This window comes from Xanthomonas fragariae (assembly GCF_017603965.1).
GTDB lineage: Bacteria > Pseudomonadota > Gammaproteobacteria > Xanthomonadales > Xanthomonadaceae > Xanthomonas > Xanthomonas fragariae_A.
This window is the reverse complement of sequence record NZ_CP071955.1, coordinates 1499390-1522954: the sequence shown is the minus strand read 5'-3', so window position 1 is coordinate 1522954 and position 23565 is coordinate 1499390. Positions and strand designations below refer to the sequence as shown.

General features: G+C 61.5%; 19 protein-coding genes and 2 pseudogenes. 6 read left to right on the top strand and 15 right to left on the bottom strand.

From position 1 onward, the window contains the following. Nucleotides 1-406: 406 nt before the first annotated feature. From J5I97_RS07105 to cmk, 9 genes and pseudogenes are all read right to left on the bottom strand, one after another. Nucleotides 407-1480 (bottom strand): annotated as a pseudogene (locus J5I97_RS07105) (cation:proton antiporter); the annotation flags it as partial. Nucleotides 1481-1654: 174 nt separating this feature from the next. Continuing rightward, nucleotides 1655-2548: a UTP--glucose-1-phosphate uridylyltransferase GalU gene (gene galU / locus J5I97_RS07100; RefSeq protein ID WP_208590557.1), complete on the bottom strand. Its 894-nt coding sequence runs from the start codon at nucleotides 2546-2548 to the stop codon at nucleotides 1655-1657. Beyond that, on the bottom strand, nucleotides 2548-4455 hold the full coding sequence (locus J5I97_RS07095) for a polysaccharide biosynthesis protein (RefSeq protein ID WP_208590555.1): 1908 nt from the start codon (nucleotides 4453-4455) through the stop codon (nucleotides 2548-2550). Before J5I97_RS07095 ends, galU begins: the two co-directional genes overlap by 1 nt. Nucleotides 4456-4468: 13 nt before the next feature. Continuing rightward, nucleotides 4469-5437: an MraY family glycosyltransferase gene (locus J5I97_RS07090; RefSeq protein WP_208590554.1), complete on the bottom strand. Its 969-nt coding sequence runs from the start codon at nucleotides 5435-5437 to the stop codon at nucleotides 4469-4471. Next, nucleotides 5437-6615 carry a lipopolysaccharide assembly protein LapB gene (gene lapB / locus J5I97_RS07085; protein WP_208590552.1) on the bottom strand — a complete coding sequence of 393 codons (1179 nt, stop codon included), beginning with the start codon at nucleotides 6613-6615 and terminating at the stop codon, nucleotides 5437-5439. The genes J5I97_RS07090 and lapB overlap by 1 nt, the downstream gene beginning before the upstream one ends. Nucleotides 6616-6621: 6 nt before the next feature. Beyond that, nucleotides 6622-6927: a lipopolysaccharide assembly protein LapA domain-containing protein gene (locus J5I97_RS07080; RefSeq protein WP_208590550.1), complete on the bottom strand. Its 306-nt coding sequence runs from the start codon at nucleotides 6925-6927 to the stop codon at nucleotides 6622-6624. Nucleotides 6928-6995: 68 nt separating this feature from the next. After that, complete coding sequence (locus J5I97_RS07075; RefSeq protein ID WP_002805779.1) at nucleotides 6996-7307, bottom strand: integration host factor subunit beta; 312 nt, start codon at nucleotides 7305-7307, stop codon at nucleotides 6996-6998. Between the two features lie 88 nt (nucleotides 7308-7395). Continuing rightward, nucleotides 7396-9081: a 30S ribosomal protein S1 gene (gene rpsA / locus J5I97_RS07070; RefSeq protein WP_088061411.1), complete on the bottom strand. Its 1686-nt coding sequence runs from the start codon at nucleotides 9079-9081 to the stop codon at nucleotides 7396-7398. 184 nt (nucleotides 9082-9265) lie between these two features. Next, nucleotides 9266-9949 (bottom strand): (d)CMP kinase, encoded by a 684-nt coding sequence (gene cmk / locus J5I97_RS07065; protein ID WP_208590548.1) that lies wholly within the window; start codon nucleotides 9947-9949, stop codon nucleotides 9266-9268. A gap of 181 nt (nucleotides 9950-10130) precedes the next feature. On the opposite strand from cmk, the gene ykgO reads away from it, so the two are divergent. From ykgO to J5I97_RS07035, 6 genes are all read left to right on the top strand, one after another. Continuing rightward, nucleotides 10131-10256 (top strand): type B 50S ribosomal protein L36, encoded by a 126-nt coding sequence (gene ykgO, locus J5I97_RS07060; RefSeq protein ID WP_208590546.1) that lies wholly within the window; start codon nucleotides 10131-10133, stop codon nucleotides 10254-10256. Nucleotides 10257-10504: 248 nt separating this feature from the next. After that, a complete protein-coding gene (locus tag J5I97_RS07055; protein WP_208590531.1) occupies nucleotides 10505-10834 on the top strand; it encodes a hypothetical protein in 330 nt (109 codons plus the stop codon). Nucleotides 10835-11032: 198 nt separating this feature from the next. Next, the gene (locus tag J5I97_RS07050; RefSeq protein ID WP_208590529.1) at nucleotides 11033-12067 is read left to right on the top strand and encodes an agmatine deiminase family protein; all 1035 of its coding nucleotides are present in this window, start codon (nucleotides 11033-11035) and stop codon (nucleotides 12065-12067) included. 77 nt (nucleotides 12068-12144) lie between these two features. Next, entirely contained in the window at nucleotides 12145-13029 is an 885-nt protein-coding gene (locus J5I97_RS07045; protein WP_208590527.1) for a carbon-nitrogen hydrolase, read from the top strand. Nucleotides 13030-13033: 4 nt separating this feature from the next. Then, nucleotides 13034-13561, top strand: coding sequence for a GNAT family N-acetyltransferase (locus tag J5I97_RS07040; protein ID WP_208590518.1), 528 nt, complete (start codon nucleotides 13034-13036; stop codon nucleotides 13559-13561). Further along, the gene (locus J5I97_RS07035; protein ID WP_371885837.1) at nucleotides 13554-14786 is read left to right on the top strand and encodes a TraB/GumN family protein; all 1233 of its coding nucleotides are present in this window, start codon (nucleotides 13554-13556) and stop codon (nucleotides 14784-14786) included. The genes J5I97_RS07040 and J5I97_RS07035 overlap by 8 nt, the downstream gene beginning before the upstream one ends. 10 nt (nucleotides 14787-14796) lie before the next feature. On the opposite strand, the pseudogene J5I97_RS07030 reads toward J5I97_RS07035, so the two are convergent. The 6 genes and pseudogenes from J5I97_RS07030 to J5I97_RS07005 form a co-directional block, all read right to left on the bottom strand. Beyond that, nucleotides 14797-15573: pseudogene (locus tag J5I97_RS07030) on the bottom strand (transposase). Nucleotides 15574-15618: 45 nt separating this feature from the next. Then, entirely contained in the window at nucleotides 15619-18762 is a 3144-nt protein-coding gene (locus tag J5I97_RS07025; protein ID WP_208591596.1) for a discoidin domain-containing protein, read from the bottom strand. Nucleotides 18763-18788: 26 nt separating this feature from the next. Next, entirely contained in the window at nucleotides 18789-19625 is an 837-nt protein-coding gene (locus J5I97_RS07020) for a carbohydrate ABC transporter permease (RefSeq protein ID WP_208590515.1), read from the bottom strand. Then, entirely contained in the window at nucleotides 19622-20506 is an 885-nt protein-coding gene (locus J5I97_RS07015) for a carbohydrate ABC transporter permease (protein ID WP_208590513.1), read from the bottom strand. Before J5I97_RS07015 ends, J5I97_RS07020 begins: the two co-directional genes overlap by 4 nt. Further along, a complete protein-coding gene (locus J5I97_RS07010) occupies nucleotides 20503-21861 on the bottom strand; it encodes a sugar ABC transporter substrate-binding protein (RefSeq protein ID WP_208590511.1) in 1359 nt (452 codons plus the stop codon). Before J5I97_RS07010 ends, J5I97_RS07015 begins: the two co-directional genes overlap by 4 nt. Nucleotides 21862-21864: 3 nt before the next feature. After that, nucleotides 21865-23484, bottom strand: coding sequence for a glucoamylase family protein (locus J5I97_RS07005; protein WP_208591594.1), 1620 nt, complete (start codon nucleotides 23482-23484; stop codon nucleotides 21865-21867). Between the last annotated feature and the right edge of the window lie 81 nt (nucleotides 23485-23565).

Here is a 23565-nt window from a genome sequence, read left to right as displayed (position 1 = left end):
CCAACCTGCGCACGGCCGGCACCAAGCAATGTTGCTGCGTGGCCGCAGTCCACCGGCGCAAGCGTCTGTGCCAGCGCTCTTACGCACGAATACGAAACGAGGCTGCGGCAGATGCGGTGCGCACCACAGCGAAAGCTTCAGCGCTCGTATCTCGTGGATTGCGGCAGGCAACACCCCGGCGCAGCGCGTATGCGAAAAAGTTGGCGCGACCAGCCGGCACAGCAGCCGTACTGAGCATGCTCCGGCACCCACACTACATAGGTGACTCAGTCGCGGGGCGCTTTCTCTGCCTGGTTGGCCTGCTGCACCGCATTGGGATTGAGGGTGCGGCTCTCGCGCCGGGGCGGCGTAACGGTGTGGGCTTGGGCGCGGCGGACGCGATGTTGCCGCACATCAGCCCTACCCCGGCACCAGCACGCGTGTCGCAGGCAGCGATCTCCAGTTCGAAACGCTCGGCATCGCGACGCCGGATCTCGCGCGAGATCGTACTGGCTTCGCCCTCGTTCACTCCAGCTCGACCAAGGCAATCTGGCCGAACGCCACCGTAGACTCGAAGCTCCCGCGGATCTGGTATCCACACCGCCACTGGCTGGCCACTTGGCCGAAGCGCCCAAACACGATGACCAACACGCTACCGGTCTGGCCGCCGACCGATCCCACGCCATCCAACAGCACTTTGACCGCCGATGTCAGCCGGTGCTGCAGCAGGTCGAACAAAGGCGCCGTCGACAGCACCACGATCGCGGTCAGGCTGGCATTGACCTGCACATCGATGGGCACTTCAGGCCAGTGCCGCAGCGAACAGCACGCAAGCAAACTGACCGCCCTGCGCTATCAGTACGCCCCGATCCCATGCCTGGCGATGCTCACTAAAAAGAGCCGCTCTAAGACCGCCCCGCTACCAGTAATCCGACGATGCAGGCCAGACCGATGCTGATGTGCTGCCACCTCTGCGACGCCGCTTGCGGGTCGCCTCTGGCGCCCATCCAGACCACGATCGCAAGCAGCAGCACGATCAACAGATCCCCGAACAACAAGATCGCGACGAGCTACTGACCGGCCGGCAAGGCCACGTCGCCGCGCTCGGCCAGAAATTGCATCACCAGCACGGTCGAACTCGACACGAAGCCGGACGTGGCAACGATCGCTACCGGCGGCGCAAAGCAGAGCAGGATGCCGATGCCCGTCAGTACCAGTGCCCAGACCGAAGATCTCTCTGCAAAAACTCCACAGATGCGACGGCTGCATTTGCAGCCCGAACAGGAACAGGAACATCAACACGTCCAATTCGGCAGCATGCAAGATCGCCTGCGGCTCATCGAACAGACCCAGCCCGAATGAGCCAATAGCCAATCCGGCGACCAGGTGACCGAGCACCGAGTCCAGGCCGAGGCGACGAAATAGCAGAATCGCAACCACGGCAGCGCCCAGCAGGGCCACCAGGTTGATCAATTCACTAGTATTCGGCAGGCTTGCTCATGCTAGGGATCCCAGTCGCACACGCTCTGCACTGGCCTGCACCTGGATGCGCGTCTGTCGATCAGTCGTCCCTGCTGGATCGATCCCAAACAGCAGATCGGCCTTGATCAGTGACGCCCCAAACGACGAACGACGCCAGGTGGCGTCGTTCGTGGATGCAAACGGTGCGAGGCAATCAGCTGCGAGCATCCGCCTCGGCCAGCGCAGCGCGCAGGATTTCCTTAGCAGGTCCCCCATGCTTCTTGTGCTCAAGCGCGAAGTGCACGGTAGCCTCGATCAGACCAATATGCGCGCCGCAATCGAAGCGACGGCCCTCGAAACGATACGCATCGACGGTTTCCTGCTGCAGCAGCCCAGCAATCGCATCAGTCAATTGAATTTCTCCACCCGCTCCTGCGCCGGTCTGTTCGAGCAGTTCGAAGATCTTCGGGCTGAGCACATAGCGCCCGACCACGGCCAGAGTGCTAGGCGCCACTTCCGGCTTGGGCTTTTCAACAATGGCGGTGATGCGACCTTTGTGGCCATCGAACACGTCGGTAGCCACGATGCCATAGCTGGCGGTCATGTCGTGCGGCACATCTTCGACCGCAATAACACTGCCGCCGGAGGCTTCTGCCACATCAGCCATCTGCGTCAGCGCACCAGCGCCGCGATTCCAGATAAGATCGTCTGGCAGCAACACGGCGAACGGCTCATCACCCACCACCGCCTTGGCGCAAAGAACTGCGTGGCCCAGACCCAGTGCTTCAGCCTGCGTCACAAAAATGGCGCTAACGCCTTCCGGCAACGCATGACGCACCAGTTCCAGTTGCTCCAGCTTGCCTGCACGCTCGAGTTTATGCTCTAGCTCGTAGGCCTTGTCGAAGTAGTCCGCGATCGAGTGCTTGTAGCGGTTGGTGACGAAGATCAGGGTATCGCAACCAGCCTGGATGGCTTCGTCGACAGCGTACTGGATCAGCGGTTTGTCGATGATTGGCAGCATTTCTTTCGGAACCGTTTTGGTTGCCGGAAGAAAGCGGGTCCCAAGACCTGCAACGGGGAAAACGGCCTTGCGAATACGCTTACTCATTAAAGTCTTCTGACCTCACGTGCGGGGAATGGCACGACCGTATCAGATCGCGCGTCGACTTTCCGTCGAGCAGCCGCGAAATCCGGCATCAGACTGCCCAGCACAGTCTCCATCACCTTGATGTCATAGCGGTTAACTGCCTCACGCAGGCGCGTCACCAACTGCAATACCTGCTCGTGCGAGAAATCGCGCACACCGGCTTCCAGGATCTTGGGATGCGCGGTGGGGCGATAGTCTTCGTCGGAATAGAACAGCGTCTCATGCAGCTTTTCGCCGGGACGCAGGCCAGTATAGAGAATTGCCACGTCCTTGCCTGGCTGTTTGCCGGCAAGGCGAATCATCTGTTCGGCCAACAAGCGAATCGGCACCGGCTCGCCCATGTCCAACGTGTAGATCGCGCCATGCGAGGCGGATGCAGCAGCCTGCACCACCAGCTGGCAGGCTTCCGGAATCGTCATAAAGTAACGCGTCACATCCGGATGCGTCACCGTGACCGGGCCGCCCTGACGAATCTGTTCGCGGAACAACGGCACCACGCTACCGGCCGAATCGAGCACATTGCCGAAGCGCACGGTGATAAAGCGGGTCGGCGCATCGCGTGCGTCAAGACTCTGGCAGATCATCTCGGCGTAGCGCTTGCTCGCGCCCAAGACGTTGACCGGCTCGACCGCTTTGTCGGTGGAGATGAAGACGAAGGTCTCGATCCGCGCAAGCTGGCAGGCACGCGCCACATTCTCGGTCGCCAACACGTTGTTGCGCACCGCCTCACGCAACTGTTCTTCCAGCAACGGCACCTGCTTATAGGCGGCCGCATGGAACACCGCATCCGGCGTTGCGGTGTTGAGCGCATAAGCAACGACGGCCGGGTCGCCGCAATCGCCCAGTACGCGCACCACTTCGATATCGGGGAACAACCGGCGCAGATCCGAGTCGATGGTCAGCAACGCCAGCTCGTCGATTTCCAGCAGCACGATCCGACGCGCACCGTGACGCGCACACTGGCGGCAAACCTCCGAGCCGATCGAACCACCAGCGCCAGTCACCATCACCGTCTTGTTGGTCAGCCAGTCGCGAATCAAGCGCCAGTCGGGCGTGACCGGCTTGCGATTGAGCAGGTCCTCGATCGCGACCTCTTTCAACTCGCCCGGCAACGAGCGCCCTTCCAGCACGTTGATCAGCTTGGGCACCATCCGAAACGGCAAGCCGGTACTTTCGCAGATCGCCACCACGCGCTGCATGCCGGAGGCATCCAAAGACGGAATCGCGATCACCAGCAACTTGGCCGCTGTCTCTTTAGCGATGGCTGCGGCCTGATCCAGACTGCCAAGCACGTTGAGACCCTGGATCTTGGCGCCATGCAGATTGCTGGCGTCATCCAGATAACCAACCGGCACAAACGCACCGTTACGACGAAGATCGCGCACCAATCCTTCGGCGGCGCGACCGGCGCCCAGGATCAGCACGCGCTGCGCAGCAACGCCGGAGTGTGCGATCTGATAATCCTTCCAGGCGCGATACAGCAGGCGCGGCGTACCCAGCAATGCCGACAGCGCGAACGGGTAAACGACCAGCACCGAGAGCGGCACACCGTCCAGGCGGTCGTAAGACAGCGCCAACACGATCGCGACCAAGCCGAGAAAACTCGACTTGAAGATGTTCCACAGATCCGGTACCGAGGCGAACCGCCACAGCCCGCGATACAGGCCCATCTTCCAGAATACCAATCCCTGCGCCACCAGTACTACTAAGGTGCGCCAGTCCGATAGCGGCAGATCGGGCGCCTCACGCAGCATGGAATAGCGGCCGGCATGCAGTAGCTGCCAACACACCCACACCATCAGCAGGTCGTGCACTACTACTGCCATCTGCGGCAATGCTTTAGTCAAACGATCACGCAAGGAAATCATAAAAGTCCATTACTCAGGAATTGCGCAGTCCATCGCGCAGAAAATGCCAAATCGCGATAGCGCCTACACCCCATGCCAGAGCCTCCGACACCTGCAGCCAAAACAGATCATGACGACTCAACACATACAAGCAGACCGCAGCAAGGCTGAAAGCGAAGTAAACACCCGTTACCGGAACGTGTGTCTCAAGCCGGCGTGCCAGACGCTGATAGACGTGCTGGGCATGCGGCTCCCACCAGCGTTGCCCGGCAAGCATGCGAGCCAGTAGCGTAAAACCGGCATCTACCAGAAATGCCGTGAGCGGCAACCAGCTGATCCACCAGCTCACCTGCCCGCTCGCCACGTTGACCGCCAGCAACGCGGCCAGCACATATCCAAGCGCACCGCTGCCGCCATCCCCCAAGAAAATGCGCGCCCGCGGAAAATTGAATGGAAGAAATCCCAGACAGGAGGCGGCAATCGCCAGACCCGCCCAAGACCATGCAACTGGCGCCACGGCCGCAAATGCCAATGCAGCCAGCGCAGCCTGGCTGCTTGCCAAACCGTTGATGCCATCCATGAAATTCCAGACGTTGATCAGCACCACGGACGCCGCTGCGGTAAGAACGCCATCCCACACATTGCCCGTGTAGTGGCTGACCAACCAGCCTAGCGACGCCGAGGCAGCCAGATGGATCGCAAAACGCAGCTTGGCTGAGAGCGGACGATGATCGTCCCACCAACCCACAGCAGCTACCAACACCAACCCTGCAGCGAACCAACCGACGACCAAGTTTGCCGCCGGCCATAACGCGCTTGCGGCAAAGCAACCGAGCAAGATGGCCGACACGATGGCCATACCGCCGCCCCGCGGCGTTGCGACCACATGGCTGCGTCGTTCACCGGGTTGGTCGAGCAAGCGGCGGTGCAACGCATAACGCCGCAACAACCACGTCCCCAGCGCCGCTGCTACCAGATGCAGCACGCACCACAACCAAACCATCACACCACCGCATAGTTCAACAACGGCTTGACCGAACCCCATTCCTTGCAGCTCGGGCATTGCCAATGGTGCGTTTTGGCACCGAAGCCGCAACGGGTGCAACGGTAGCTCGGGTTGCGCACCAGCAACTGATCGGTAATGTGTTTGAGATCCTGCAACGTGCCAACCGGATCGCTGCCTTCGGCCAGGGCGAGATCGATCAATGCCGACTCGCCGCGTACCGACGGCCGATCCTTGAGCTGACGCCCCAGGTAGGCCAGCGCAGGCGCCACACCGTCTTGCGTTTCCATCAACTGGGTCAGCGCCAACACCGGCGCAATGCCGCGATAGTGCTCGGTCATCTCCGACAGGAAATTGCACGCACCTGCGATATCGCCGACCCGGCGATACGCCGCCATCAATGCCGGAATAATCTCCGGCAAGTATTCGGGGTCATGCCGGGCCGCACGTTCGAACGCGCGTACCGCCGCTTCGTCGTGTCCGCGCTCGGCTTCGATACGCCCTTCCAGGATGCCTGCACGCACTGAAGTGCCATCGGCCTGATAAGCGCGTGAGATCGCCTGCAGCGCTTCATCGCTCTTGTTCAGACTGCGATAGCGATCGGCCAATTCGCATTCGAATTGCGAGATCAGCTTGCCCATCGGCTCGCCGGTCACCTCTTCGTAGCGAGTCGCGTTGTCGATCGCCTTTTCCCAATCGCGCTCGGCCTGATAAATACCGATCAGATGACGCAGCGCCTGCGGTGCGCGTTGATCGAGTTGCGCCAGTTCGGTGAACACGGTTTCGGCACGATCCAGCAGACCGGACTTCATGTAATCCTCGCCTAGTGCCAGCAAGGCCTGGACGCGCTGCTGATCGGTCAGGTCGGCGCGTTGCACCAGCCCCTGGTGCAAACGGATCGCACGATCGACTTCACCGCGACGACGGAACAGATGGCCCAACGCGACCTGCGTCTCGAAGGTTTCTTTATCCAATTCGGCGATATGCAGAAATAGCTCGATCGCCTTGTCCGGCTGCTCGTTGAGCAGATAGTTCAGGCCGCGAAAGTAGGTACTGGACAAGCGACTGACCTGAGTATCGCCGTGGCGCTGACCACCGCGGCGACCGACGATCCAGCCGCCCAGTGCTGCCAGCGGCACAAACAGGAAGAACCAGATCCATTCGGTCAGAAAATCCATACGTACTTACATCCCATCAAAGGGGCGGGGCTCGGCTGAGCCAGGCGGAATGGACCTGGCGTCAACGCGACTGACAGCAACAGCCTTGTTGGCCTGGCGCAGTTTGGAGTAAATGGGAATGACCACGCTGACCAGCACCATGCCGGCACCAATCAACACGCCAACCAGCAACGCGACGATGATCGCAATCCCGGAGGTGGTATGCACATTAGAGAATAGGAAATCGAGAGTGACGTCCTGGGAATTGACCGCACCGATGATCAGACCGACCAGCAGGAAGGCCAACATCACCAGCAAACGAAACACCTTCATGGCGAGGACTCCGTCGGGGAGGTGCTTAGCTTAACCGAGACAACATAAACGCAGCGCCAGAACGGCCTTCAATCCGCTGCATCGGCCAGATCGACAGGGACCACGGAACTCACGCGCTCACGCAATTCCTTGCCCGGCTTGAAGTGCGGAACATGCTTGCCCGGCAAGGCGACCGACTCGCCGGTCTTTGGATTACGGCCCAGGCGTGGTGGACGGTAATGCAGCGAGAAACTGCCGAACCCGCGGATTTCGATCCGATCACCATCTGAGAGCGCCTGCCCCATCATTTCCAGCAGCGACTTCACTGCCAGATCCACGTCGTCCGACTTCAGATGCGCTTGGCGTCGCGCCAGGATTTCAATTAATTCGGACTTTGTCATGGGAAGACTTGCTTTTTTCGACTGACACATCGGAATCGGCCCGGGCAAGCCCGGGCCGATCCATCACGCTCTTGCGAGCGCTACGCGCTTACTCGGACTTGTTGCTGTTCAACTGTGCACGCAGCAGCGCGCCCAACTGAGTCATGCCACCGGATGCGGCGGAGGACTGGTATTCCTCCAGCGTTTCGCGCATTTCGGCGTCGTCCTTGGCCTTGATCGACAGCTGCAGGGTGCGGCCCTTACGGTCCATGCCCACGAACTTGGCTTCGATCTTGTCGCCGACCTTCAGGTGCTGGGTCGCATCGTCCACACGCTCGTTGGCGATGTCGCGTGCAGCGACGTAGCCTTCTATGCCATCGGCCAAGTCGATCATGGCGCCCTTGGCATCGACTTCACGGACCACGCCTTCGACCTTCGAACCCTTCGGGTTGGAAGCCATGTACTGGCCGAACGGATCCTGCTCCAGCTGCTTGACGCCCAGACTGATACGCTCACGTTCCGGATCGACTGCCAGCACCACAGCTTCCAGCGTGTCGCCCTTCTTATAGTTGCGCACAACATCTTCGCCGGTGGTGTTCCAGCTGATGTCTGACAGGTGAACCAGACCGTCGATGCCGCCGTCCAGACCGATGAAGATGCCGAAGTCGGTGATCGACTTGATCTGACCGGACACCTTGTCGTTCTTCTTGTGGGTAGCGGCGAAGGTTTCCCACGGATTGGCGGCAACCTGCTTCATGCCCAGCGAGATGCGGCGACGCTCCTCGTCGACATCCAGCACCATCACTTCGACTTCGTCACCCACCTGCACAACCTTGGACGGGTTGACGTTCTTGTTGGTCCAATCCATCTCGGAGACGTGCACCAGACCTTCGACGCCCGGCTCGATCTCGACGAATGCGCCGTAATCGGTAACGTTGGAGACCTTGCCGAACACGCGGCTATTGGCCGGGTAACGACGAGCGATGTTGTCCCACGGATCTTCGCCCAGCTGCTTCAGGCCGAGGCTGACGCGGTTACGCTCGCGATCGAACTTCAGCACGCGAACGTCCAGCTCATCGCCAACGTTGACGACTTCGGACGGATGGCGCACGCGCTTCCAGGCCATGTCGGTGATGTGCAGCAGGCCGTCGATACCGCCCAGGTCCACGAATGCGCCGTAGTCGGTCAGGTTCTTGACGACACCCTTCAGGATCGCGCCTTCCTGCAGCTTGTCCATCAGCTGCTCGCGCTCTTCCGAATGCTCGCTCTCGACCACTGCGCGACGCGAAACCACCACGTTGTTGCGCTTGCGGTCCAGCTTGATCAGCTTGAACTCAAGTTCCTTGCCTTCCAGGTAGGCCGGGTCGCGCACCGGGCGCACATCCACCAGCGAACCAGGCAGGAACGCGCGGACATCCTTGATATCCACGGTGAAACCACCCTTGACCTTGCCACTGATGCGGCCGGTGATGGTTTCGTTCTTTTCCAACGCCTCTTCCAGCTCGTCCCACACCATTGCGCGCTTGGCTTTCTCGCGCGACAGCACGGTCTCGCCAAAGCCATTCTCGATGGAATCGAGGGCAACCTTGACCTGGTCGCCTACGCCAACATCGATCTCGCCAGCGTCATTACGGAACTGCTCGATCGGCACGATGCCTTCGGACTTCAAGCCAGCGTTGATCACCACCACGTCGCCGCGTACTTCCACCACGGTGCCAGTGACGATCGAGCCCGGCTTCAACTTCGCCAGATTGGTTTGACTGGCTTCGAACAGTTCAGCAAAAGATTCTGTCATTTGAATTTTACTCAGTTGAACACACGGGCGTTGATCGTCGGATTGCGACAGATGGCAACCGCCCAGCCTGTTGATCGACTCCGGAAAGCGAGTCGGTTAAATAGTCATAGAACCGCCACACGGGATGTGCAACGGAGCTTTGGAACGCATTGCGGTCGGCGGGACAGGCCCGCTTGCGGAACGCTTACGACGGCGTGCGGTCTGTCAACAACCCAACCACACGCTTGACGACATCCTCGATTCCCATTCCACTAGTATCGATCAGCACGGCTTCTTGGGCCGCCCGTAATGGCGCCACCACCCGCTGCGCATCACGTGCATCGCGGGCCATAGTCTCGCGTAGCACATCGCCAAAGGTAACCGAAACACCCTTTTCCATCAACTGTTTATGGCGACGGCCCGCACGTTCTTCGGCACTGGCGGTTAAAAACACCTTGAGGGCAGCGTCGGGGAAGATCACCGTACCCATGTCGCGGCCATCCGCGACCAATCCGGGCGCCCGTCTGAATGCACGTTGACGCTCTTTCAGGGCGCTGCGCACCTCTGGAATGGCGGCAATCGCCGAAGCCAGCGCACCGGTGGTTTCCAGGCGCAATTCCCTGGTTGCATCCACTCCGTTGACCAATACCCGCAGCCCGGCATCGCCCGCATCGTCGAACTCCACTTTGGTATCGAAGGTGCAGCGCACCAGCGCCGCCGGGTCGGACACGTCCAGATTGGCCCAGCTCGCCGACACGCCGACCGCGCGATACAGTGCGCCCGAATCGAGGTAGTGCCAGCCCAACCGTGCAGCCACGATCCGGCTCACGGTCCCCTTGCCGGCACCGGATGGACCATCGATGGTGAGGACGGGCGAAAGGTCGGTCATTCAGGTTTCCGGTAAGGTCATCAAGCCGTAGTGTAGCGCCGCCCGCTGCGATTCAGATGCAACCACTTGAAAGCATGACGAAAAGCCGGTTAAAATTTCCTGCTTACAAGCTTACTGGTGCGCCCTCGACCGTGGGCACTCTATACTCATCTAATCCAAGCTGTTTACGCCGAGGTATGCCATGAAAGTTCTGTCTTCACTAAAATCTGCAAAGACCCGTCACCCTGACTGCAAGGTGGTCACCCGCCACGGTAAGATCTTCGTTATCTGCAAGTCGAACCCTCGCTTCAAGGCACGTCAGCGCTAAGCCGGCGCCGTGGCAAGACCCGAGAAAGCCGCCTCCGGGCGGTTTTTTCTTGGTCGATGCTTCACGCCGGCTATTGCTGCATGCAGGCTGTGGTGCGCTTGGGCTACTAGCCATGGCTTGGCCCGCTCTGAGTAGGCCGACCTGGCGGAAGCCCAACACCGCTTCGATAAACGGACTTGGCGGCCACGTCTGTCTTGGTTTTTTGCTGTAATCACCTTCCAAATCTTGTCCGCTGGAGAGTAGATGACATGCGCAACCGATTGTTTGTCCTATCGCTGATCGCGCTGATGGGGATCAGTGCCGTTGCTTCGGCCGAGACGCTGTTGGTCGATCGTGCACAGCAGAAGCCCGCCGCTGCCCTGCCCTTCCGCGGCGACAGCATGAGTCAGGTCGAAGGCCGTTACGGCGCGCCACAGGAAAAACTCGATCCGCGCGGTGGTCAAAAGCGCCAGTGGCCAACGATCCATCGCTGGGTGTATCCGGCATTCACCGTGTACTTCGAAAAAAGCCGGGTGATCGACGTGGTGGCCAATCAGGCCGATGCCAACGAGATCGGGCCGAAGCCGCCGATCAGGTGAGTTGGGTATTTGAGCGGTTTATTTAATTAGGTTCTTGCAACAGGGGTTTGACGCACTGGATTCGTGAGAGCCGGTTCACTACTAGTCCCTCGCTGAATCCAATTCAATGCGGGACCTTCTGTAAAGCCTGCACACCCATGTGCGGGGATTTGGTTAACAGCCTGGCGTTATCTTGGCATTGATAGGTAGTTGCTCGTTATGACCGACAGTGTTCGCTTTCCCGCCGAGTGGGAACCTCAAGCCGCCGTGTTGATTGCGTGGCCACATGCGGGCACCGATTGGGCCGAGCGTCTGGCCGAGGTGGAAGAGACCTACATCGCGCTGATGATGGCAATCTCCCGTTTCGAGCCGGTGATCATCTGCGTGGCCGATGACGATCTGCAAATCTATGCCGAGGCGCGGCTGCGTTCAGCGCGGGTGAACATGGAGCGCGTGCACTTCGTTGTCGCGGCCTACAACGACACTTGGCTGCGCGACTCCGGCCCGATCACGCTGCGTCAGGATGGTGGCTTCCGGCTGATGGATTTCCGTTTCACCGGTTGGGGCGGCAAGTTCGAAGCGAGCCTGGACGACCAATTGGTGGCCTCGCTGGAGGCGGCGCAGGTGTTCGTGCCGGCGTCGGTGCAGACCATCGACTTTGCGCTTGAAGGCGGTGCGATCGAGACAGATGGTGCAGGCACGCTGCTGACCACCTGGAAGTGCCTGCACGAGAGGCATCCGCAGCGCACGCGCGAATCGCTTAGCGCAGATCTTGCGGCGTGGTTGTCGCAGGAACGGGTGTTGTGGCTGGATCATGGCTATCTGGAAGGCGACGACACCGACGCGCATATCGATACGCTGGCGCGCTTTGCCGGCCCGGAGGCGATCGTCTATCAGGGCTGCGATGTGCCTACCGATTCGCATTACAGCGAATTGCAGGCGATGGGTGCCGAGCTGGCTGCGCTGCGCAAGGCCGATGGGCAGCCGTACCGCCTGTTCGTGCTGCCGTGGGCCGAGCCGATTCTCGACCACGGCCGTCGTCTGGCGGCGTCGTATGCCAACTTCCTGATCGTCAACGGTGCGGTGCTGATGCCGGCCTACGGCGATCCCGCCGATGCGGCCGCCCAGGCCGTGCTGGCCGAGGCGTTTCCGCAGCACGAAATCGTGCCGGTGCCGTGCCGTCCACTGATCTGGCAGAACGGCAGCCTGCACTGCCTGACCATGCAATTGCCCGCCGGCCTGCTGGCCGCATGAGCCGCTTCTGTTCCGGCCGGCAGGCCGGTGTTATGCCATGGCACGCTAACCTGCGTGCCACCTAGTCGGATGCTGCCATGACCCGTCCTCTCCTTCCCGTCGCGCTGATCCAGGAGCGCAACCACGGCGACGCTACGGCCAATCTGGCCGTCATCGCCTCGCGCGTGGCCGAAGCCGCCGCGCAGGGCGCCAAGTTGGTATTGCTGCAGGAACTGCACAACGGCGCGTATTTCTGTCAGCACGAGTCGGTGGACGAATTCGACCTGGCCGAACCGATTCCTGGCCCAAGCACCGAGCGTCTGGGCGCACTGGCCAAACAGCACGGCGTGGTGCTGGTGGCGTCGTTATTCGAGCGACGCGCCGCCGGCCTGTATCACAACACGGCGGTGGTATTGGAGAAGGACGGCCGCCTGCTCGGCAAATACCGCAAGATGCATATCCCCGACGATCCGGGCTTCTACGAGAAGTTCTATTTTACGCCGGGCGATCTGGGCTTCACGCCGATCGATACATCGGTCGGTCGTCTCGGCGTGCTGGTGTGCTGGGATCAGTGGTACCCCGAAGCTGCGCGCCTGATGGCGCTGGCCGGTGCGGAACTGTTGATTTACCCCACCGCAATCGGCTGGGATCCCGACGACGAGCAGCCCGAGCAGGAACGGCAGCGCGATGCGTGGGTGCTTAGCCACCGCGGCCATGCCATTGCCAACGGTGTGCCGGTGCTGTCGTGCAACCGCGTGGGCCACGAACCGTCACCGATGGGTGCATCGGGCATCCAGTTCTGGGGCAACAGCCATGTGGTGGGGCCGCAGGGCGAGTTCATTGCCGAAGCCGGGCAGGACCCGACCGTGCTGGTCTGCGATGTCGATCTGCAGCGCAGCGAGCATGTGCGCCGCATCTGGCCGTTCCTGCGCGATCGCCGCATCGATGCGTACGGCGATCTGCTCAAGCGCTACATCGACTAACCGCATGCCTGTCGACGTGCGCGAAGTCCGCGATGCGGACATCCCGGCGATCACCGCGATCTATGCGGAGCAGATCGCCGGGGTGAACACCTACGAATACAGTGCGCCGTCGAGCGATAAGATGCGCGCCCGCGTGCGTACGATCGTAGAGGCTGGTTACCCGTATCTGGTCGCCGAATACGATGTTGCGGTGGTTGGCTACGCCTATGCCAGTGCGTTTCGAGCGCGCACGGGTTATCGCTTCACCGTCGAGAACTCGATCTATCTTGCAGCCGACATGCAAGGCCGTGGCATCGGCAAGGCCTTGCTGGGCGAGCTGATTGCGCAGTGTGAGCAGCGCGGCTATCGGCAGATGATTGCGGTGATCGGCGATGCCGGTAATCAGGCATCGCGACGGCTGCATGAACGTTTTGGTTTTCGCACGGTCGGAGTGTTCACCGGAATCGACCGCAAGCATGGCCGCTGGTTGGACAGCGTGCAAATGCAACGCCCGCTAGGCCCAGGTGACACCGCCCCTTCTTCTGATGAATGACCCCATGACTGAGCAGACCACCTACGTTCTGGACGATGCGCTGTCCGGCCAGCCGCACCGCATCGTCGAACGCGATGGCGTGCGCTATACCTTGCTCGGCACTGCGCACGTGTCGCTGGCCAGTGTGGCCGCAGTGCAACGGGCAATCGGCAGCGGACGCTACGACGCGGTGGCGGTCGAGCTGGATGCGCAACGTCTACAAGCGCTAAGCGACCCGGACGCCCTCGCCCGCCTGGATCTGGTGCAGGTGATCCGCAAGGGCCGCGTGGCCTTGTTTGCCGCGAACCTGGCACTGGCTGCCTATCAGCGCCGCCTGGCCAAGCAGCTCGGTATCGAGCCGGGCGCGGAGTTGAAGGAAGCGGTGAATATGGCACGCGCGCAAGGCTTGCCGGTGCACCTGATCGATCGCGAGGTCGGCCTGACCTTCAAGCGTGCGTCCGGGCGGCTTGGGTTCTTCGGCAAGATGAAGTTGGCCGGCGGCTTGCTCGGCGGCCTGTTTGCGGCCGATGAGGTGGGCGAGGAAGAAATCGAAAAGCTCAAGCAAGGCGACATGCTGGAAGCGAGCTTCGGCGACTTCGCCAGCGAAAGCCCGGAGTTGTACGAGACCGTGATTACCGAGCGCGATCAATACATGGCCACGCGTCTGCGCGAAGAAGCCACTGCCGGCCAGCACGAAGTATTAGCGGTCGTTGGTGCCGGGCATCTGGCCGGCCTGGCGCAGCATCTGGAACAGGACACCGATGCACCCGGCCCGCTGCGCGAGTCGTTGGAATACGTGCAGCAGCGCAAACGCGTTCCGTGGATCACGCTGGGCATTCTGACCGTCGTCATCGCCGGCATCGCGATTGGCTTCTGGCGCGGCGGCATGAGCATGGGCACTGACCTGCTGTTGCAGTGGGCGATGTATACCGGCGGCCTGGCCGCGCTGGGCTGTTTATTGGCCGGCAGCCACCCGCTGAGCATTCTTACCGCCGCCGCGGTGGCGCCATTCAAACCATTCCGCTTGAGCGTGCCGACCGGCGCGTTCGCCGCGCTGGTCGAGGTGCATATGCGCAAGCCGGCCTATGGCGACTTCCTGTCGCTACGCGACGATGCGCAGACGCTGCGCGGTTGGTACCGCAATCGCGTGTCGCGTGTGGTGCTGACGTTCCTGTTGACCAACTTCGGCAGCATGGCCGGTGTGGGGTTGGCAGGCGTGCAGATTTTTCAGCGCTTGCATGGGTGAGTGCGCACGTTCAAGGCGCTGACCTTGCTGTCGCTGTTGCGATGCACGCTCGTAACTTTCGCCCTGGCCAACGCAGCTTGTAGCCGGCGGCGCAACCAAGCACGTGCAGCACATCGCCTTGAGCGCCTTTGAGCCTGCAACGACGCAGCCGGCAGTCTTCTTTCAGATGTCCGATCACCGGTTCCACTACCTGACATCGTTTGATCCAGCGCCATGGCCGTCGCGTCAGGGTCTTGGCCTTGCCATGATCGAGCACCTGCACGCCACCGACCTAGCGCCCGCGATCGCCCAGATCCACGATCGCCACGGTTGGTTGGATGCCCAGATCCCGCAGCAAACCGCGCGTCTGCTCCAGTTGCTCGGGTTGCCCGGAAAACTGCGCGCTCACACGATCGAGCCCTTGCAGGCGCTGACCGCAATCCCGACCTTGACGCCGAATGCGTACGGCTGAGGTGCTTTGCCCTTGCCGATGCAGCCCACTTCCAGCGCATGCGAAGAACTGCCGATACGGATTTTCCAGGCACCGTTCGCAGACCGCTTCATCGGACAGGTCGTAGGCATGCTTGAGATACAGCAAACCTGCCATCAAACACACTGGCAGTGCGGGACGACCGCCAGCGGCCGCAGTGGCCGGCAAGCGCGGCAAAAGCGCCTGTTCCTACGCAGCCCATGGCAGCCGTTGGCTCAATTGCGCCAGCGGATAACGCAGGTCGATCTGCTTCTCCAGTCGCGAACCAAACAACTCGTCGGCACAGACGCACTCAGCAGCAGGACGGCGTGTACGCATGGGCGCAACACGTCGTGCGGACGGCTCGGCCACACGCCACATCACTCATTGCGTGGCGCGCTCGGCGCGCCGCACCGCGCTGGGCACATCGATCTGCACATTGGCCGGCAGTTGCTGGATGCGTAACTCACCGTTATGCCACTCAGCCGACTCACCGTTGATGCTGGCCTTGCCCGGCGCGCCTTGGTATGGCCAAGGAAACACCACGCCGCCCGGCGGCAAGATCAAGCCTGGCTGCAGTTGCAGCAGCAGTTGCTTGTCGGTGCGTTGCAGGGTGTAATTGAGGCGCCCGTACGGGGTGCGCAGTTCGGCAATGCCGATGCCCTTGCCTTCGAACCAGCGTGTCGGCGTGCCGGCAGCGATGACCAGGCTGGCGTCGGGTTCGCGTCCGTAGGCAAACATGTCCAGTACCGAGCGCACGAAGTCCGAAGCGACCCAGGCGTGCGGCAGATCGCCGACGAAGAACGGCGTGCGCGGCGTGCGCGAGACCACTTCGGCCCATTGGTTCCAGGGTTGCGGCGCGCGGTCCTTGAAGAAAAACGCTGTGGCGTCCCAGGCGCGGTCGCGCCAGCCCAGGCGCACGAATGCGGCCACGTTGCGCCATTCATAGGGCGTGTAGTCCTTCCATTCGCGCTTGCTGTCGCGGCGGTCGGAAAACTCTTTCCAATAGCGCTCGAAGGTGTTGGTCAGCAGGTCTTGCGGCAGACGTTGCTGCTCGCCACCTGGGGCCAATGCAATGGTCGTGGAGGTCGCGTCGAAATCGCCGAACTCGGCCGAACCGGGCAGAAAAGCGAGGTTGTGCTGACGCACGGCCGCACCTAGCGAAGCGATCAGATCGCCGCTGAACTCATCGCGTGCGGCAGTGAAACGGGTAACGTCGTCGGGCTTGTCGAGCGCGCCGGCCAGAATCACCGCGTCCTTGTAGCCGCGCAACGCCCAAAAGTTGTCCCAATACGAATGCACCGGCTTGGCCGAATAGCCTTCGTGACTGATCGATACCGGCATCATTCCGTAGAAGGCCGGGTTGCGCATGAAGTTGTCTTCGGTGCGTTCGCTGGCGCGCAGCTTTTCCATGTATTCGTAGGCGCCGGTGACGTGCGGCCACATCTTTTCCAGGAACGCCTTGTCGCCGGTGTAGCGGTAGTACTCGGCGATGTTGAAGATCAGCTCGCCATGGCTATCGTTTTCCGGCACCGGGTCGCTGCCGCGATCGTCCACGCAGCACGGCACCATGCCATCGGCAAACTGATACGGCGCGAACCAGTCCATGTACTCGCGCACCACATCCTCATGGCCGAGCCGCAACAGACCTTCGGAAATCATCGCGCCATCGCGGATCCAGCTGCGCGAGTACGAGCGCGTGCCGGGCTGCAAGCGCGGGCCGATGCGCGAGATCAACATATGCGCCAGGGCAGTACGCAGCGTATCGACCATCGGCTTGCCTTCGGCCGGCACGCTGATGCGCACGCGATCGAGCTTGCTGCGCCACTGCTGGGCAACCTGTTGCTGTGCCGTATCGGCATCGAAACCTGCTGGCAACTGCGCCGTGCCGGTCTGCGGAATCACCAGCGCCACTTCGCGACGCTGCCCGGGCTGCAACTTCCAGCGATACAACAGCACGCCCGATGCCAGGCCGGTTTCGTCATTGACCTGGGTGATCGTGGGCGGTGTGGCGGCGGTGAGATGACTGACATCCATACCGCTGTCGAAAGCGCTGGCGAAACCGCCATCCGGACGCTGCGCGGCAAACACGCGCGGCTTGCCGTTGACGCTGACCTGCGCGCCATCCACGGCCAGTTGCTCGATACGACTGACGCCGCCCAAGGTGTTCAGGAACTGCGCTGGCGGGTTGACCTGGAACGGGCGCACCGCCAGTGCCAGGGTGAAGTCGCGCGCTTGCTTGCCGGTGTTATGCAGTTGATAACGTGCGACCAGTTGTGCCTGATCGGGTGTGCCCTGCACGAACGCGGTGACACGCAGATTCAGCAGGTCGTGATGCCAATCGACGCTGGGAATCGGCAAGTAATCTTCCTGCAGGCTTTGCTCGCTGCTGACGTCGGACCAATGCAGCAGCTTGCCGCCGGTCACCACGAACGGCTCAATGCTGAAACCGCCCTTGCCCACTTCCACCGCGCCGTCTTCACTGATCAGGCCATGTTCGGTGCCGCCGTCCAGACCCAGAATAGTCCAGTACGGCTGCTCGCCGGCGAAGCCACGCGGATAACTGCCACGCGGCATCTGCGCGGCCAGCGACTTGATGAAATCGTTGGGCGTTGCCGCAAACGCCAGCGGCTGCAGCTGCACTTCCTTGATGCCGTAACGCCAGTTGGGGCCGTCCTTGAGATCGAAACGCAGATAGCGCGCTTCGGTATCCGGCAGCGCCAGCCAATCGGTGCCGCCGGCACCTGCACCGGCGGTAATGGTGCGCAGATCGCGCCAGCCGCGTCCGTCGCTGGACGCACGCACCGTGTACTGGGAGGCCTGCAGGCCCGGCACCCACTGCACCACCGCGCCGCCGAATTCGCGCACCTTGCCCAGATCCAGCGTCACCGTCTGTTGCTTGACCGCGCCGCTGAGCCAGAAGGTGTCCGTTTTGCCATCGGCCAGCCGTTGTTCCAATGCGGGTGCGGTATCGGTGATGGCCTCGGCCTTGAGCGGCGAGGTGTCTTCCGGCGCTAGCGGGGTCAGGGTCAGGCGGTCGAAGCAAACCGTGCCCTTGCCACCGACCTTGTTGTAAATGGTGAATTCCACATCCGCGCTGCTGCGCAGTTGCTTGTCCTGGCCCGGGCCCCAGGCCTTTCCGATGCTGCGCTTGCGGTAACTGACGGTGGTCCAGTTCTTCGGAAAGTTGAAGCCCGGCCGGTTGACCCACCACACGTTGTCGCCGCTGGCATCGATCAGCTTGAGCTGCAGATCGTTGGACGGAGACTCGCCGCGCAGCGCGAAGCCGATGCGGTAGTTTTCGGGGTACTCGATCGGCAAATTGCGGCGGATGCCGACATAGCCGGACACGCCGTTGAAGTTGTAGTCCAGGCACAGCGCATGTCCGCCAGAAGTGGTGGCCACCGGACGCAGCGAGCCGCTGACCTGATTGGAGACCACCAAGCGCCAGGCGCCGATGTCGTCGAGGCCGTCGAGCATGCGCTCCTGCGCCTGCGCCACACCCGCAACGCTAGCGATCGCGGCCATGGCAAGCACTGCCCGGATCATCGGCGTCACCCCTTCACACTCCCCAGCAGAAGACCTTGAATGTAGTAACGCTGCAGCGCCAGGAACAACAGCAGCACCGGAATCACCGTCACCACTGCGCCGGCCATCATCAATTCCACGTCCATGATGTGCTCGCGCGACAGCGCCGCCAGCGCCACCGGCAAAGTGTATTGCTCCTGGTCGGTCAGCACGATCAGCGGCCACATGAAGTCGTTCCACGAACCCATGAAGGTGAATATGGTCAAGGTGACCAGCACCGGCTTGAGCATCGGCAGCACGATCTGAAAGAAGATCCGCATCTCGCTTGCGCCGTCGATGCGCGCAGCTTCGATCAGCTCATCGGGAATGCTTCGGGCGTACTGACGTACCAGAAAGATGCCGAACACCGTCGCCAGCGCCGGCACCACCACCCCGCCGATGTTGTTGACCAGATGCAACTGCTTCATCAGCAGGAACAGCGGCAACATCGCCACCTGTGCCGGGATCACCAACGCGGCCATCAGGATCTTGAAGATGCGCTCGCGGCCGACGAACTGCAGCTTGGCGAACGCATAACCGGCCATGGTGTTGATCAGTAGCGAGCCGAGCGTGATCAGCCCGGATACCATCAGGCTGTTGGCGAAGTTGCGCGCCATGCCGGTACGCGCGAACAGTTCGTGGTAATTGGCCAGCGTGAACGCCGAGGGCAGCATCGGCGGCGGGAAACGGCTGGCTTCGCCGGTCTGCATGAACGATACCGACAGCATCCACAGCAGCGGCACCAGGCTGATCAGTGCCAGCACCAGCAAGCCGCCGTTGATCAGCAAGGCATGCCAGCGCGATTGGCCAACATCACGACTCATATCAGGTCCTTCTTGCGGCCAAAGCGCAGCATCACGGTGGTTACCGCCAGAATGATCAGGAACAACAGGAACGCTACCGCCGAGGCGCGGCCCAGGTTCCACCACTTGAAGCCCTCCTCGAACATGAAATACAGCACGCTCACGGTGCTTTGCAGCGGGTCGCCGCGGGTCATCACGTACGGCTCGGCAAACAGCTGGAAATAGCCGGAGATGGTGATCACACCGACCACCATCAGCACCGGCCCGAGCATCGGCAAAGTGATGTGCAGGAATTGCTTCCAGCGCGACGCACCATCGATGCGCGCAGCCTCATACAGGTCTTGTGGAATCGCCTGCAGGCCAGCCAGAAAGATCACCATGTTGTAGCCTAAGTTCTTCCACACCGCGAACAGCATGATGGACGGCATCGCCCAACGCGGATCGCCCAGCCAGTCGATCGGCTGAATCCCCAGATGGCTCAGGCCGAAGTTCACCAGGCCGTACTTGATATGCAACAAGTAGCGCCAGATCACCGCCACCGCCACCAACGTAGTGACCACCGGCGCGAACAAGGCGGTGCGGAACAACGCTTTGAAGCGCGAGGCCTTGGCATTGAGCAGCAATGCGGCACTCAACGACACGCCGATCGACATAGGCACGCCCAGCAGCACGAAGTAGGTGGTATTCCACAGCGACTTCCAGAACAACGGCGTCTGCAACAATTCGATGTAGTTGCCCAGGCCGACGAAGCGCAGATAGCTGCTGTCTGCCAGCGCGTACAGGTCGAAGTCGGTGACGCTGAGCACTAGCGCGGCCAACACCGGCACGCCGAAGAACATGCCCAGCACCATGATCGACGGCGCGACGAACACCCAGCCGGCGACGGAGTTACGCTTCATCATTGTGCAGCTCCCTCGCCCGCTACTGCGGCTGGCGCAGCGGACGGCGCGGCAGCAGGCCTGGCCAATTCAACAGCCGGACCGACATGCCCGCCCTCCTGCTCAAAAATCCAGCGGCGCTTGGCCAGAATCTCGTCCACGCGTTTGTCCAGTTCCTGCACGGCGGCTTCGTGCGATTGGCCGCCACGCACTACGCGCTCGGTCACCAGGCGCATTTCCTGCACGATGCGCTCCCACTCCAGCACCTTGGGCGTTGCCTTGACCCGCTCCAGCTGATCGCCGAAGGCATGCGCCAATTCGTCGTTGGCCAGCGACGGCAACTTCCAGGTACTGCGACGCGGGGGCAAGTCGCCGATGATGGCGTGGAAGCGCGCCTGCACCCGCGGCTGCGACAGATATTCGATCAGCTTCCAGCTGGCGTCCTGGTGCTGGGACGATTTGAAGATCACCAGGCTCGAACCGCCGGCAATACCGGCGCCCAACCCATCGGGACCCGGCAAAGGTGCCGTGCCCCACTTGCCTTCCATGCCCGGCGGCTGGCGCAGCTTGAATTCGCGCACGTTCCACGGCCCGGACAGATAGAACGCGTAATAGCCGTTGAAGAATTCGTACCAGACGTTGGACAACTCGGTATCGGAAACCTTCGGCGCCCAATCTTTTTGATACATGTTGTCGTAGAAGCCCAGCGCCTTGCGGAAACCTTCGCTGCGGAAGTTGCCATAGTTGTCGTGGTTGCGCAGCAAACGATCGTCCTGTTGCAGCGCAAATGACAACTGCTGCTCGAACTCGTTGACCAGCATCAAGATGGCGTAACGGCCCGGCCCGACCTTGCGCTTGATCGCCGCCATCACCTGCTCCATCTCGGCCCAGGTCTTGGGCATCTGGCTATAGCCGGCCTCGCGCAGCAGATCCTTGCGATAGAACAGCAGCCGCGTATCCACATACCACGGCACTCCGTACAGCGTGCCGTCGACCAGATTGGTGTCCCACACGCCGGGGAAATAATCCTGTGGGTCGACGACCCTGGAGCGCGCCACGTACGGCTGCATCGGCTCCAGCGTGCCCAGCAATGCAAACTCCGGCAGCCAGGTATTGCCCAGCTGGCACACGTCTGGCAGGCCATCGGCGGCGAATGCGGTCAGCAGTTTCTCGTGTGCGGCGGTCATCGGGATGTTCTGCACATCGACCTGGATGCCGGGGTTCTGCTTTTCGAAGTCCTGCACCAGCTCGGCGACCACTTCGGCTTCCTTGCCCATCGCCCAGAAGCGCACGGTGGTCTCGGCGGGGTCGGAACGTCCACATCCTGCCGCACCTGCACACAGAGCGGCGGCCATCACCAACAGTTTTAAAAGGCGCACGGATTACTCGGGTTTTAGGTGTTGCGAGGGGTCGTGCTGAGCCTGGGCAGCGGCCGCACGCGACTCGGCAATGCCCAGCGAGCGCGCAGTGGCGGCCTGCTCGTCTTTCTTGGGCAACGGCTGCGGCTCGCCTTCGGGCGTCAGCCAGCCGCCGGTAAAACCGGCGCGTTCCAGACCGGAACGGATGTAAGGGTTTTTCTTCATTACGTTCCAGACGAATTCGTTCTGATAGTTGGAAATCATCGCCAGAATCGGACCCTGATCGATGGCGATATAGTCGCTGGCTACCCAACCGCGATCGGGCACCATCCGCCCGGTCTTGAGCGGGATATCGTAGTTGAAGCTGGGGTTGAACGAATCCAGAAAGCCGTAACTCGAATACAGGAAGTCGCCGTAGCGCTTGTGCATTTCCTCGGTGGCAGGGATCACCACTTCAGGCGCGAACACGATCGAGGAAATCGCCGCAGACGGCACGATGGTGCCGTCGTCGAAGTTCTCGCGCAGGCCGGCGCCGCGCGAAGAGTAATGCCGGAACTGACGCTGTTCGCCGCGGTAGTCCTGACTAGTGTTCTGCGGGCCGTCGCCGGCGGTAAGGCCCCAGACGTTCTCGCCGTAGTCCTTCCACTTCATCGGGTTGTCGATTGCGTAGTCGCGATGTGCCAGCGTCGCGCGGCGGCTGTTGAGGAAGTAGTCGATGCCGCGTTCGCGCATGTACTGGTCCTGGATATCGCGGAAGTCGATCCAGACATGGCTGTATTGGTGACCGAACAGCGGGCCGAACGACAGGTATTCCTGTCCCTGGTACACGCCCCAGTCGTTGTTGTAGGTGCGGGTCCAGCTGGTCCACGCGTCCGGATCGACGCCGTGGGTGGGCGAGCCGAGCGCAAGGATGTACAGCATCATCGCCTCGTTGTAGCCCATCCAGTCGTGATCGATGAAACCGCTCTCGGGAAACCAGCCCATCGAGATCAACGGCGCACGCTGCTGCAGCCAGCGCCAGTCCACGCGCTTGTACAGCGTGTCGGCGATCTGGCGGATTTGTTTTTCGCGCAGGTCGTCGCCGTCGTAATACGACTGTGTGAACAACACACCCATCATCAGCATTGCGGTGTCCACGCTCGACAGCTCGACCCAGCTGTCGTACCGGTTGCCCTGCTGCATGTCCAGAAAGTGGTAGTAGAAGCCCTTGTAACCGGCCCTACCGGTCCGCTGCGGCCCCATCGGCGCATCGCGAAAGAACCTCAATGTGGCCAAGGTGCGGTCGATCCCCTGATTGCGGCTGATCCAGCCGTTTTCGATACCGATCGGATACGCGGTGAGCGCAAATCCGACCGAGGCGATGCTGGCGAACGGGCGCGACGGAAACCGATCCGGCGACAGTCCGTTGAGTTCGTTGGCGGTATCCCAGAAAAACTGGAAGGTGCGGCGTTCGATATCCGAAAACAGCGGTGACAGCGGCGGCTTGACCGGCTTGGGCGGCAGTTGCGCCTCCACCAGGATGACTTTTACCGGCGCCTTCTTTGCGGCCAACTTGGGTTCCTCGGCCTGTTTACACGACGCTAGCATCAGCGCGCCCAGCAATAATGGAATCGTCAACCAACCTGACGTGTTGCCCCTGTCCATCCGCCCCCCAACTGTGTAATCGATTACATCTCGCACGCCAACGTACCTTATCCAAGCGCCGAGTTCGACCGCCCTGACATC